The organism is Mesorhizobium sp. B4-1-1 (genome assembly GCF_006439375.1).
GTDB lineage: Bacteria > Pseudomonadota > Alphaproteobacteria > Rhizobiales > Rhizobiaceae > Mesorhizobium.
In genome coordinates this window covers 257,492-269,296 of record NZ_VFTH01000006.1, presented here as the reverse complement: position 1 = coordinate 269,296, position 11,805 = coordinate 257,492, and the positions used below count along the sequence as shown (strand labels likewise).

12 protein-coding genes are annotated in these 11,805 nt (G+C 65.5%); 6 read left to right on the top strand and 6 right to left on the bottom strand.

The features are described from left to right. The first annotated feature begins 148 nt into the window (after nucleotides 1-148). The 3 genes from trpS to FJW10_RS11575 all read left to right on the top strand — a co-directional run bounded on the left by trpS (nucleotide 149) and on the right by FJW10_RS11575 (nucleotide 2,563). Nucleotides 149-1,216 (top strand): tryptophan--tRNA ligase, encoded by a 1,068-nt coding sequence (gene trpS / locus FJW10_RS11585; protein WP_140832289.1) that lies wholly within the window; start codon nucleotides 149-151, stop codon nucleotides 1,214-1,216. 102 nt (nucleotides 1,217-1,318) lie between these two features. Then, entirely contained in the window at nucleotides 1,319-1,810 is a 492-nt protein-coding gene (locus FJW10_RS11580) for a universal stress protein (protein WP_140647347.1), read from the top strand. A gap of 183 nt (nucleotides 1,811-1,993) precedes the next feature. After that, the gene (locus FJW10_RS11575; protein WP_140647349.1) at nucleotides 1,994-2,563 is read left to right on the top strand and encodes a NifU family protein; all 570 of its coding nucleotides are present in this window, start codon (nucleotides 1,994-1,996) and stop codon (nucleotides 2,561-2,563) included. Between the two features lie 158 nt (nucleotides 2,564-2,721). On the opposite strand, the gene FJW10_RS11570 is transcribed toward FJW10_RS11575, so the two are convergent. After that, entirely contained in the window at nucleotides 2,722-3,339 is a 618-nt protein-coding gene (locus FJW10_RS11570; RefSeq protein ID WP_140682918.1) for a L,D-transpeptidase, read from the bottom strand. 226 nt (nucleotides 3,340-3,565) lie between these two features. Here FJW10_RS11570 and cueR point away from each other — a divergent pair, with 226 nt between their 5' ends. After that, a complete protein-coding gene (gene cueR, locus FJW10_RS11565; protein WP_140647351.1) occupies nucleotides 3,566-3,955 on the top strand; it encodes a Cu(I)-responsive transcriptional regulator in 390 nt (129 codons plus the stop codon). A gap of 14 nt (nucleotides 3,956-3,969) precedes the next feature. Here cueR and FJW10_RS11560 read toward each other — a convergent pair whose 3' ends face one another. Continuing rightward, nucleotides 3,970-4,440 carry a nucleoside deaminase gene (locus FJW10_RS11560; protein WP_140900184.1) on the bottom strand — a complete coding sequence of 157 codons (471 nt, stop codon included), beginning with the start codon at nucleotides 4,438-4,440 and terminating at the stop codon, nucleotides 3,970-3,972. A gap of 150 nt (nucleotides 4,441-4,590) precedes the next feature. Here FJW10_RS11560 and FJW10_RS11555 point away from each other — a divergent pair, with 150 nt between their 5' ends. Both FJW10_RS11555 and FJW10_RS11550 read left to right on the top strand, forming a co-directional pair. After that, nucleotides 4,591-4,806 (top strand): hypothetical protein, encoded by a 216-nt coding sequence (locus FJW10_RS11555; protein ID WP_140900183.1) that lies wholly within the window; start codon nucleotides 4,591-4,593, stop codon nucleotides 4,804-4,806. Between the two features lie 64 nt (nucleotides 4,807-4,870). After that, complete coding sequence (locus FJW10_RS11550; RefSeq protein ID WP_181177496.1) at nucleotides 4,871-5,371, top strand: MmcB family DNA repair protein; 501 nt, start codon at nucleotides 4,871-4,873, stop codon at nucleotides 5,369-5,371. 52 nt (nucleotides 5,372-5,423) lie between these two features. Here FJW10_RS11550 and nhaA read toward each other — a convergent pair whose 3' ends face one another. The 4 genes from nhaA to hrpB all read right to left on the bottom strand — a co-directional run bounded on the left by nhaA (nucleotide 5,424) and on the right by hrpB (nucleotide 11,795). Continuing rightward, nucleotides 5,424-6,614 (bottom strand): Na+/H+ antiporter NhaA, encoded by a 1,191-nt coding sequence (gene nhaA, locus FJW10_RS11545; RefSeq protein ID WP_140900181.1) that lies wholly within the window; start codon nucleotides 6,612-6,614, stop codon nucleotides 5,424-5,426. Between the two features lie 282 nt (nucleotides 6,615-6,896). After that, entirely contained in the window at nucleotides 6,897-7,460 is a 564-nt protein-coding gene (locus tag FJW10_RS11540) for an ActR/PrrA/RegA family redox response regulator transcription factor (RefSeq protein ID WP_140832274.1), read from the bottom strand. Between the two features lie 293 nt (nucleotides 7,461-7,753). After that, a complete protein-coding gene (locus FJW10_RS11535; protein WP_140900180.1) occupies nucleotides 7,754-9,079 on the bottom strand; it encodes an ActS/PrrB/RegB family redox-sensitive histidine kinase in 1,326 nt (441 codons plus the stop codon). A gap of 253 nt (nucleotides 9,080-9,332) precedes the next feature. Further along, nucleotides 9,333-11,795 carry an ATP-dependent helicase HrpB gene (gene hrpB, locus FJW10_RS11530; protein ID WP_140900179.1) on the bottom strand — a complete coding sequence of 821 codons (2,463 nt, stop codon included), beginning with the start codon at nucleotides 11,793-11,795 and terminating at the stop codon, nucleotides 9,333-9,335. Nucleotides 11,796-11,805: the final 10 nt, after the last annotated feature.

Below are 11,805 nucleotides of genomic sequence, written 5' to 3'. Positions count from 1 at the left end.
CCTCTTGATCGCGCGCCCGGCTTCGTCCATAAGCGCGCCGTCGCAAGACTTTCGCCGCGCGCGGTTTCCAGCCGTGTGATTGGCTCCAAAACGTCTGCAACTTTTTGGAATCATGTTTATACGGCCCTCCACAAGCCATGAGGAATTCATGTCCGCCTTCAAGCCACTCGTCTTTTCGGGCGTCCAGCCGACCGGTAACCTGCATCTCGGCAACTATCTCGGCGCCATCAAGAAATTCGTCGCTCTCCAGGAACAGTCCGACTGCATCTACTGCGTCGTCGACCTGCATTCGCTGACGGCGCAGCTGGTGCATCAGGACCTCGGCGACCAGACGCGCTCGATCACCGCGGCGTTCCTGGCCTCCGGCATCGACCCGAAGAAGCACATCGTCTTCAACCAGTCGCGGGTCATGCAGCACGCCGAGCTTGCCTGGATCTTCAACTGCGTGGCGCGCATCGGCTGGATGTACCGGATGACGCAGTTCAAGGACAAGGCCGGGAAGGACCGCGAGAACGCCTCGCTCGGCCTGCTCGCCTATCCGAGCCTGATGGCGGCCGACATCCTGCTCTACCGCGCCACCCATGTGCCGGTGGGCGAGGACCAGAAGCAGCATCTGGAGCTCACCCGCGACATCGCGCAGAAATTCAACAACGACTTTTCCGAGAAGATCGCGGCACTCGGCATCGGCGTCGAGATGAGGATAGGCGAAGAGACGGTGAACGGTTACTTCCCGATCACCGAGCCGGTGATCGGTGGTCCGGCGGCACGCATCATGAGCCTGCGCGACGGCTCGAAGAAGATGTCGAAGTCGGATCCGTCGGATCTCTCGCGCATCAATTTGACCGACGACGCCGACACCATCTCGAAGAAGATCCGCAAGGCCAAGACCGACCCGGAGGCCTTGCCGAGCGAGATCGACGGGCTGGAAAGCCGGCCCGAGGCCGAAAACCTCGTCGGCATCTATGCCGGTCTCGCCGAGATCTCGAAGGAAGACGTGCTGAGGGAATATGGCGGTCAGCAATTCTCCGTGTTCAAGCCGGCTCTGGCCGACCTTGCCGTGGAGAAGCTGGCGCCGATCGCTTCCGAGATGCGCCGCATCGAGGGCGACCGCGCCTATGTCGACGCCGTGCTCAAGGACGGCGGCGACCGGGCGCGGGCGATCGCCGAGGGCACGATGAAGACGGTGCGTGACATTATCGGCCTGTTGCAGGACTGACCGACGATTGGTCCCATAGGACCATTGCCGCGCCGACCGACGGCTTGCCGCCGGTCGGCCGCGGTGGCAGATTGCGGCCGAAACCATACCGAGCAGATAGACATGGTCTCCAAACGCCTCAGCCGCGAAGCCGGCCATCGCAGGAAATTCCTGACGATCATCGACGACACGCCGGAATGCGAGCGCGCAGTCGCCTATGCCTCGAAGCGGGCGCAAAGCACCAGCGGCGTGCTGGTGCTGCTCTATGTCATCGTGCCGGACGATTTTCAGCATTGGCTGGGGGTCGAGAAGATCATGCGCGAGGAAGCGAATGCGACGGCGCGCGCGGCGCTCGACGGCTATGCGAACAAGGTGCGCCAGAAGCTCGGCATCGAACCGGAGTTGGTCGTGCGCGAGGGCAAGCCCACGGAAGAAATCCACAAGCTGATCGAGGAAGACCAGGACATCGCCATACTGGTGCTGGCAGCCGGCGCCGGCAAGGAAGGCCCTGGACCACTGGTCAGCGCGGTTGCCGGCCGGGGAGCGGCCTTCCCCATTCCAGTCACGGTGGTGCCGCAGAATCTGTCCGACGAGGAGATCGACAGCTTAGCTTAAGCCACCTCAATCCCCGGCCTCCGCCGACCTGATCACTGCCACCACTTCAAAAGCCGTGACGGGCCCGAAAAAGCATTCCGCCAGCCAGCTGTTCGGGCGACGCGTTTCGCTTGAATGTCCAGCCGATAGAGCCTATTTAGAATTATTCCAAACTATCGGCCCGGGAAGGGCCTGGAGATACCCATGTTCATCCAGACCGAATCGACGCCGAACCCGGCGACGCTGAAATTCCTGCCGGGCAAGGAAGTGGTGGGCGAAGGCACAGCCGATTTCCGCAACGCCGAAGCCGCGGCGGAGGCCTCGCCGCTGGCCGGCCGTCTGTTCGAGATCCCGGGCGTCACCGGCGTCTTCTTCGGCTATGATTTCATCACCGTGACCAAGGACGGTCCGGACTGGCAGCATCTGAAGCCGGCGATCCTCGGCGCCATCATGGAGCATTTCATGTCCGGTGCGCCGGTCATGGCCACGACCGCTCCGGCGAGCCAAGCCGGCGAGACCGGCGAGTTCTACGACAAGGCCGACGAAGAGCTGGTGCTGACCATCAAGGAACTGCTCGACACGCGCGTGCGGCCGGCCGTTGCCCAGGACGGCGGCGACATCACCTTCCGCGGCTTCGAGAATGGCACCGTGTTCCTGCACATGAAGGGCGCCTGCGCCGGCTGCCCGTCGTCGACGGCGACGCTGAAGCACGGCATCCAGAACCTGCTTCGCCACTTCGTGCCGGAAGTCCAGCAGGTCGAGCAGGTCGCCTGAGAATCCACTTCGCCCGCCGCGTAGTGCGGCGAGGCGAATTCCGATCCAAGACACAAAAACAAAAAACCGGGCCCCAACAGCCCGGTTTTCTGTTCTTGGACGTCTTGTTGTTGCCTAGACGGTCCGCTTGCGAAAGCTTTTGGCCTCGGCCTTCGTGATCACATCACGATGACCTTGGCGCCGACCGACGTGCGGTCGTAGAGGTCGATAATGTCCTGATTCATCAGCCGGATGCAGCCCGACGACATCGCCTTGCCGATCGAGAACCATTCCGGGCTGCCATGCAGGCGGTAGCCCATGTCGCCGCCCTTGTTGAAGAGATACATGGCGCGCGCGCCGAGCGGGTTCTTCAGGCCCGGCTCCATGCCGCCGGCGAATTTGGCGAGCTCGGGCTGGCGCTTGATCATCTGCGAGGGCGGCGTCCAGGTCGGCCATTCGCGCTTCAGCGCGATATGGGCCGTGCCGTGCCATTCAAAACCCTCGCGGCCGACGCCGATGCCGTAGCGCATCGCCATGCCGTCGCCCTCGATGAAATAGAGGAACTTGTTCTGTGTATCGACGATGATGGTGCCCGGCTTCTCCGGCGAGTCGTACCGCACTTCCTGGCGGTGGTACCTGGCGGGGACCTTCTCGATCGGGATGCGCGGCAGCTGATAGCCGGCATCGCTCATCGCGCCATAGTTGTTGGTGAACATTTGCCCACCGATGGTGCTGCACCCGCTGATCGCGGTCGACAGCGCAAGGGCGGCGAGGATTGCAAATGACTTCAAGCGCATGAATAGGTCCGACGCCCCGTCTCAATAGCAGCGGCACGAGTCGGCCGCTTTCTTGCCATCATTCATGCTGGCATTTCTTTTGCTTGCCAAGCGCGCACTGCCTATATGCAAGACCTTCCCTACCGGTAAGTGCTGAACTGCGGCATTTCCGCAACAGGCCTCACCGGATTGTGAAGCAAAATCAATGAGGCAGCTCGGAGAGCCGCCTCAATTCGAGGAGAGCGCCATGAATGTCGGTGATGCCGCCGAGCGTTCCGGCCTGCCGGCCAAGACCATCCGCTACTATGAGGAGATCGGCCTGATCCGTCCGGCGCGGGCCGAGAACGGCTATCGCGATTACTCCGGCGACGATATCCACCGGCTCGCCTTCCTGCGCCGTGCGCGCAATCTCGGCTTCTCAATCGACGATTGCAGGCAGCTCATGGCGCTCTATCAGGACCGCGGCCGCGCCAGCCATGACGTGCGCGAAATCGCCGCCGCCCATGTCAGGGCGATCGAGGAGAAGCTGCGCGAATTGCAGTCGATGCGCGGGACGCTGCAGAAGCTAATCCACGCCTGCCACGGCGATGAGCGGCCGGACTGCCCGATCCTGGATGACATGGCGGGAGCGGCCTGAGGGGCAGAGTTCCGTCAGCGCTTCCAGAAATCGCGGTGCGGGGCGAGCAGCTCGTCCGCGATTTCGGGAAAGGGGCCCAACACCTCGATCTTCTTCTGGCCGGAAGCGAGGACGGTGCGCGAGGCGAGGTTCATCGTCGGATTCTCCGCGTGATCCCCGGTGAGCCCGAGGAGGCTGGTTTCCTCGACCCCATAGACCAGGCGCCCGATATTCGCCCAGTACATCGTGCCGGCGCACATCGCGCACGGTTCGAAGGTCGAGACCAGCGTGCATTGCCACAGGAACTCCGGCTCATAGGCCGCCGCGGCCCGGCGGGCGAGCTCTGTCTCGGCATGGCGCACCGTGTCGAGATTGCCCTGCCGCATCAAAACGCGATCGTCCGGCCCGACAAGCACGCAACCGAACGGATGATGCCCATGCGCCGCCGCCTCGCGCGCGGCGGCGTCAGCGGACCGGAGGTGGGCGAGCATCTGATCGCGGGTCATGGGGAATTCCTCCACGGTGAGATTGCTGCCAGGGGATTTGATTAGCAAGAACTAAACTTTTCTTGAGCCTCCCACCTGGCTTTGAACTCCGACCATTTCCGGTTTGGTGCTATTTTGACAACCGCACAATGAGATTGCTGGGGCATGGGCATGCAAGAAGACATCGAACGGGTCGAGCAGCATATCCGCGAGATTGAACAGCGGATCGAGCGCCAGCGCGCGGTCATCACCCAGGCCGAGGAAACCGGCTTGCCGACCGACGGCCCGCGCAACTTCCTGTGGTTCCTGAAAGAGACACTGAGCCTGAGCCGCGACCACCTGGCCAGGCTCCTGGCGGATGAGTTTCGAGCGAGGGATTCGCAATAAGGGCGCAGCGAAGCCCATAGAAAACGGGTTCAAACCGTGAACAAAATCTGGCATGGTGGTTGCCATGCCCATTGTTTCCCCGATTCCCCTCAACCCTTTGATCGACGGCCGCCAGTCGGAGCGCGCCATGCTGGTGCGGCGCGGCGTGCAGCGGCTGCTGACCGAAATGGGCGCGCATGTGCTGCCGGAGCTTTCCCTGGCGACAGGCCGCCGCGCCGATCTCGTCGCGCTGACCAGGCAGGGCGACATCTGGATCATCGAGATCAAATCCTCGATCGAGGATTTCCGGGTCGACCGCAAATGGCCTGACTACCGTCTGCATTCCGACCGCTTCTTCTTCGCCACCCATCCCGGCGTTCCCCAGGACATCTTTCCCGAGGAGTGCGGCTTCATCCTCTCCGACGGCTATGGCGCGGAGATCCTGCGCGAGGCGCCCGAGCACCGCATGGCGGCTGCGACGCGCAAGGCGCTGATGCTGCGGATCGCCCGCGCGGGCGCCGCGCGGCTGCTGGCGGCCGAGCTCGCCGGCGTCGCGGTGCCGGCGCTGGATGGCGAGAGCGAGTAGCGCCTGTTGCTCGTCGTACAAGGTGGGAGAGGAAATAGGCGTTGCAGCTGACCTATTCCACGTCCTCGTCCACCCCACTCGCCGCCGGCGCCATGAGCAGGATGGCGGCGCCCAGCAGCGCCGCGATCAGCGACCCCGCAAGGATGCCGACCTTCACCGCGTCCTGGAGCGCCGGGTCGCTGGCGAAGGCGAGCAGGCCGATGAACAGGCTCATGGTGAAGCCGATGCCGCAAAGCAACGAAATGCCCAGCATATGCAGCCAGCCGGCATTGACCGGCAGGTCGGCGAGGCCGAAGCGGATGGCAAGGGCCGAGGAGCCGAAGACGCCGACCAGCTTGCCCAACACCAGGCCGGCGGCGACGCCCAGCGTCAGCGGCTCGACAAGGGCTGCAAAGCTCAGGCCGCCGAGCGAGACGCCGGCATTGGCGAAGCCGAAGATCGGGATGACGAGGAAGGGGACGAGCTTGTGCAGGCCGTGTTCCAGCCGGTGCAGCGGCGAATGTTCGAGATCGTGGCTGATGCCGGGAGAACGCTCCAGCGGGATGGTGAGCGCCAGCGCCACGCCGGCTAGCGTGGCGTGCACGCCCGACTTCAGCACCAGCACCCACAGCAGCGCGCCGAGCAGCAGATACGGCCAGAGCTTCATGGCGCGCATGCGGTTGAGCACGACCAGCAAGGCGATGACGACGAAGGCGGCCGCGAGGTAGGCGAGCGACAGGCCGCTGGTGTAGAACAGCGCGATGATGATGACGGCGCCGAGGTCGTCGATGATGGCGAGAGCAGTGAGGAAGACTTTCAGCGAGGCCGGCACGCGGCTGCCGAGCAGCGACAGCACGCCAAGCGCGAAGGCGATGTCGGTGGCGGTGGGGATCGCCCAGCCGGAGAGTGCCGCGTGATTGTCGCGGTTGATCAAGACATAGACCAGCGCCGGCACCAGCATGCCGCCGGCGGCGGCGACGCCCGGCAGCACGCGGCGCGGCCAGGTCGAGAGCTGTCCGTCCAGCATCTCGCGCTTGATCTCCAGCCCGACCAGCAGGAAGAACACCGCCATCAGCCCGTCATTGATCCAGTGCGAGACGCTGAGCGGCCCGAGATAGGCGTGCAGGACAGCGAAGTAAGTGCCGGCCAAAGGCGAGTTGGCGACGATCAGTGCAAGGGCTGCAGACACCATCAGGATGATGCCGCCAGCGGCCTCGCCGTCGAGGAATTCACGCAGGATCGATTTCGGCCGTTCGTCTTGCATGGTGCCTCGCTAACCTAGCCTGTTGCCGGGAATCTGTGGTCCAATGATGCGCAACGTCAGCGGCGATGCAAGGCTTACGGGCGACACCGCAGCCGATGCTTCGAAAATTGGCCGAAACGTCCGCCTCTTCGTCATCCACGGGCGAAGCAAGGAGCGAAGCGGACGCGGAGACCCGAGGATCCATTCCGTTACATCGGAGCGGTGCCCACGGCGCAGAATTCTGCTCCGGGCACGGATCCTCGGGTCTCCGCGTCCGCTTCGCCCGTGGATGACGACGCTTGCCTAGCGCGGCGCCCGCTTCGCGAGGATCCGCTGCAAGGTGCGCCGATGCATGTTCAGCCGGCGCGCCGTCTCGGACACGTTGCGGTCGCACATTTCGTAGACGCGCTGGATGTGCTCCCAGCGCACGCGGTCGGCCGACATCGGGTTTTCCGGCGGTGCCGCGCGCTCGCCTGAGGTCCGGGTAAGCGCGGCGAAGACGTCGTCGGCGTCGGCGGGCTTGGAGAGGTAGTCGATAGCGCCGAGCTTCACCGCGGTCACCGCGGTGGCGATGTTGCCGTAGCCGGTCAAGATGATGGCGCGGGCGTCGTCGCGCCTCTCGCGAATGGCGGCAACGACATCGAGGCCATTGCCATCGCCGAGCCGCATATCGACCACCGCATAGGCCGGCGGATGGGCGCGCGCCTTGGCGACCGCCTCCTCCACGCTCTCCGCCGTCTCGACCACGAAGCCCCGGGTCTCCATGGCCCGGGCGAGCCGGGTGAGGAACGGCTTGTCGTCCTCGACGATGAGCAGCGAGGTGTCCTCGCCCTCGACCATTGCGCCAGTCGTTTCGTCTCCGCTCATCTTATCGGCATCCCACTGACTTGAACCACCTCGCCCCCGAAACGAATTCTAGCGAATGCGCCTTAAGTCCTTGTTTCCGGGCACGTCGTTTCCCAAAAAAGCTGCACAGTTCTGGACGATATGCCTCACTTTTACGCAGATACAGTCCCGCAACGGCAATGTCCAATTTTTACAGCCGGCAACAGAGCTGCCAATTGGTAAATGCAGGGCTTTTTCACCGTTTCGCAATTCCGGACGGAAAACTACGGCGAAGTCGCCGAGCCCAACCGCTGCGCACTTTTCCTGGAGTTGCTTCAGGCGTTGTCGAACGTGGTGGCCGACGCATGGTCCTGGTTGAGGAAGACGCCGCGCGGCCATGCGATCTGCACCACCGCGCCTTCGCCAAGCCCGCTCGAATTGCGGAAATCGATGGTGGCGCCCGATCGTTCCAGCAAGGTCTTGGCGATGAACAACCCTAGCCCCAGGCCGCCGCCGGCCTCGGTGCCCTGGCGCGTCGACATATAGGGCTCGCCGATGCGGTCGATGATCTCGGCCGGAAAGCCCGGCCCGTCATCGGTGATCGAGAAGATGACCTCGTCATTGTCCCAGCTCCAGCTGACGGTGACCGACTTGCGGGCGAAATCGACGGCATTCTCGACCAGGTTGCCGAGCCCGTAGATGACGCCGGGGCTGCGCTGGCCAACGGGCTCGGGGCCGATACGCTCGCCGGGCCGCAGCCGGATCGAAATGCCGAAATCGCGATGCGGCGCCGTCACCTCCTCGACCAGCGAGGTGAGAGGCATGCGCGACATATGCGCTTCGCCTTCCGAGGAAAGGCTGGTCAGCCGCTTCAGGATCTCGCGGCAACGCTCGCTTTGCGAGCGCAGGAGCTTCACGTCCTCGCCGTATTTCGGGTCCTTGCCGAGCGCCTTTTCCATCTCCTTGGCGACGACGGTGATGGTCGCCAAGGGCGTGCCGAGCTCATGCGCAGCCGCCGCCGCCAGCCCGTCCAGCGCCGACAGATGCTGCTCGCGCTGCAGCACCAGTTCGGTGGCGGCCAGCGCGTTGGCGAGCAGGCGCGCCTCCGCCGCGACACGGAAGGCATAGATGGCGGTGAAGGCGATCGAGGCGAACACCGCCATCCACATGCCGGCAACATAGATGAACGGCATCGGCAGCGGCGCGTCCTCGTACCAGGGCAGCGGCAGGTGGAAGAACACCAGCAGAGTGGCGGCTATCATGACCAGCGCGCCCAGCACCGCGGTCATGCGCAGCGGCAGCGAAGCGGCCGAGATGACGACCGGCACGGAAAGCAGCACGCAAAACGGATTGGTCAGGCCGCCGGTCATGTAGAGCAGGCCGGTGAGCTGGATGCCGTCGAAGGTGAGAATCGCGAAGGCCGAAAGCGGGGTCAGGCGGTGCGCCGCCGGATAGCGGAAGGTCAGCCACAGATTCATCCAGGCCGAGCACGCAATCAGCGCGAAGCACATCGACACCGGCAGCGGGAATTTCAGGCCATAGGCGACGACCAGCACGGTCAGGCTCTGGCCGACGATGGCCAGCCAGCGCAGGCGGATCAGCGTGTTGAGCCGCAACCGCTGGCTTTGCTGGGAATCGGGCGCTCGCAGGATGTTGATCATCGACTTACGATTATAACCGCGGAAGGGTAAGCGCCAGTAGCGCTGTAAAGGCGACTTGAGCGATTGGCAGCCGGTGTTTCGGTTCACCATCATGAGCGCTTGGTGTTTGGCCGGGGCCTTCGCGACTTAATCATCCACGGGCGGAGCGACGCGAAGCGGAGCGCAGACCCGAGGATGACGAAGTGATGGGCGTTTGCGCCAATCGCCAACGTATACCGCTCGCCAGCGAGGCCCACCAAGCTTCTGTGCAATCCTACGTTCCGCGCGGCTTGGCACGGCTGGTGGCGGCGGCCAGTAGCGGGTTTTCCGGCCAGACATGCTTGGGATACCGGCCGCGCATGTCGGCGCGCACATCCGCCCAGGAGCCGCGCCAGAAGCCGGGGAGGTCGCGCGTCGTCTGGATGGGGCGATGCGCCGGCGAGAGAAGCTCCAGCGTCAGCGGCACGGTGCCGTTGGCGATCGCGGGATGACGGTCGAGGCCGAACAGCTCCTGCACGCGGACCGCAAGCACCGGCCATTCGCCGTCGTAGCGGATCGGCACGTGACTACCCGACGGCGCGTCGAAGTGGGTCGGCGCCAGCGCGTCGACCTTGCGCTGCAGGTCGTGCGGGACCAAGGCCATAAGTGCCGACGACAAAGTCGCCGGCTTGATGGCCGCGAAAGAGGCGTCGCCGGAGAGAAAGGGCAGGAGCCAATCGTCGAGCCCCTCGACCAGCGCTTCATCCGAAACGTCGGGCCAGGGCGCGCCGAGGCCGCGATGCAGCCAGCCGAGCCGCTGCCGCAACGTCTCGGCATCCTTGCCCCAATCGAGCAGAGCCAGACCGTGCTCCCGTAAAGCGTCGAGGATAGCCTGATCGGCATCGGCGCCCGACGGCGCCGGCAGCATACGCTCGGACAAGGTGATGGCGCCGAGCCGCGCGGTCTCGCGCACCCGCACGGCGCGGCGCTCGCGGTCGAAACTCGTCTCGCGCCTCGTCTCGATGCGATCGGCAAGAGCGGCGCGGATGTCGGCTTCGCCGACCGGCGCGGCGGCGGTGATGCGGGCGTTCTGCGCCTTGCCCTGCAGGTCGGCGACCACCAGCCAGGTTTCATTGGCGAGCGGATCGGCGGCATCGACCATGGCGCCCGAACCATTGGCAAGCACGAAGCGGCCGCGCTCGCCGCGCGCCCTTGCCACTCGATCCGGCCAGGCATGGATCAGGAGCGAGCCGGCAGAGGCCGCCTCGCCGGCCTGCCCGCCGCCGGCTTGTCTGGCCAAACGCTCGGCGAGCTGCCTGGCGGCGTTGGCGCGCGGCGATTTCTCGCCGCGAAAGCGGATCAGGCGGCGTTCGAGATCGGCGCTGTCGCCGCCCAATCCGCGCTCGGTCAGCAATACGGCAAGTGTCGCCGCTTCCTGCGCATGACCGCCTCTCACCGCTTCGGCCACCATATGCGCCAACCGCACCGGCAATGCCAGCTTGCGCATGGCGGCGCCCGCCTTCGTCAGCCGGCCGGCATCGTCGATGGCATGCAGCGCTTTCAGCAGCACCCTCGCCTCGCTGAGCGCCGGGGCCGGCGGCGGATCGAGGAAGGAGAGGCTCGACGGATCGGCGACACCGAAGGCGGCGCAGTCAAGCAACAGTCCGGACAGATCGGCCTCGAGGATTTCCGGCGGCGTGAAGGCGGGAAGCGACGCGGTCTGCTCGGCGCGCCACAGGCGCACCGCCATGCCGGCTTGAGTGCGGCCGGCGCGGCCGGCGCGCTGATCGGCCGAGGCCTTGCTGACGCGCACCGTCTCGAGCCTGGTCAGGCCGCTCGCCGGCTCGTAGCGCGGCAGCCGCGACAGGCCGGAATCGATGACGACGCGCACGCCGTCGATGGTGATCGAAGTCTCGGCGATCGAGGTCGCCAGCACCACCTTGCGGCGACTCGGCGGCGCAGGCTTGATTGCCTGATCCTGCGCCCGGTTGTCGAGCTGGCCGTAGAGCGGAACGATGTCGGTGTCGGCGGCGACATTGCCCTGAAGCCGCTCGGCCGTGCGCTCGATCTCGCGCTGTCCGGGCAGGAAGGCGAGCACGCTGCCCTGCTCGCCGGCCAGGGCCGCGCGCACGGCCTTGGCCATGGCGTCCTCGACCGCCACGCCTGCCGGCCGTTCGTCGTAGCGGATCTCGACCGGATAAGCGCGGCCCTCGCTTTCGATCACCGGTGCCTGCGCCAGAAGCCTCGACACGCGGGCGCCGTCGAGCGTCGCCGACATGACCAGCAGACGCAGATCCGGCCGCAGCGCGGCCTGCACGTCGAGCGCCAGCGCCAGGCCGAAATCGCCGTCGAGCGAGCGCTCATGGAATTCGTCGAAGATCACCGCCGAAACGCCGGGCAGTTCCGGGTCGTCGAGAATCATGCGCGAGAGCACGCCTTCGGTGACGACCAGGATTTTTGTCCGCGCCGACGTGCGGTTCTCCATGCGCATGGCATAGCCGACCGTGCCGCCGGGTTCCTCGCCGAGCAGCTCAGCCATGCGGCGGGCGGCCGCGCGAGCGGCCAGCCGGCGCGGCTCGAGCAGCACGATCCGGCCCTGCCCCAGCCAGGACGCGTCGAGCAGCGCCAGCGGCACCAGCGTCGTCTTGCCGGCGCCGGGCGGCGCCACCAGCACGGCGCTGCTGCGCTGCGAGAGCGCTTCGCCGAGCGCCGGCAGCACGGCAGTCACCGGAAGCTCCGGCAGGGGTTTCGTCGTCATCTGGCCCGCA

Bases quoted from the DNA above. Each gene is read 5' to 3' on its own strand.
- nhaA (WP_140900181.1), bottom strand. From the start codon at position 6,614: ATGCAAGACGAACGGCCGAAATCGATCCTGCGTGAATTCCTCGACGGC.
- FJW10_RS11570 (WP_140682918.1), bottom strand. From the start codon at position 3,339: ATGCGCTTGAAGTCATTTGCAATCCTCGCCGCCCTTGCGCTGTCGACC.
- hrpB (WP_140900179.1), bottom strand. From the start codon at position 11,795: ATGACGACGAAACCCCTGCCGGAGCTTCCGGTGACTGCCGTGCTGCCG.
- FJW10_RS11555 (WP_140900183.1), top strand. From the start codon at position 4,591: ATGCAAGAAGACATCGAACGGGTCGAGCAGCATATCCGCGAGATTGAA.
- FJW10_RS11580 (WP_140647347.1), top strand. From the start codon at position 1,319: ATGGTCTCCAAACGCCTCAGCCGCGAAGCCGGCCATCGCAGGAAATTC.
- FJW10_RS11560 (WP_140900184.1), bottom strand. From the start codon at position 4,440: ATGACCCGCGATCAGATGCTCGCCCACCTCCGGTCCGCTGACGCCGCC.
- FJW10_RS11540 (WP_140832274.1), bottom strand. From the start codon at position 7,460: ATGAGCGGAGACGAAACGACTGGCGCAATGGTCGAGGGCGAGGACACC.
- FJW10_RS11550 (WP_181177496.1), top strand. From the start codon at position 4,871: ATGCCCATTGTTTCCCCGATTCCCCTCAACCCTTTGATCGACGGCCGC.
- FJW10_RS11575 (WP_140647349.1), top strand. From the start codon at position 1,994: ATGTTCATCCAGACCGAATCGACGCCGAACCCGGCGACGCTGAAATTC.
- trpS (WP_140832289.1), top strand. From the start codon at position 149: ATGTCCGCCTTCAAGCCACTCGTCTTTTCGGGCGTCCAGCCGACCGGT.
- FJW10_RS11535 (WP_140900180.1), bottom strand. From the start codon at position 9,079: ATGATCAACATCCTGCGAGCGCCCGATTCCCAGCAAAGCCAGCGGTTG.
- cueR (WP_140647351.1), top strand. From the start codon at position 3,566: ATGAATGTCGGTGATGCCGCCGAGCGTTCCGGCCTGCCGGCCAAGACC.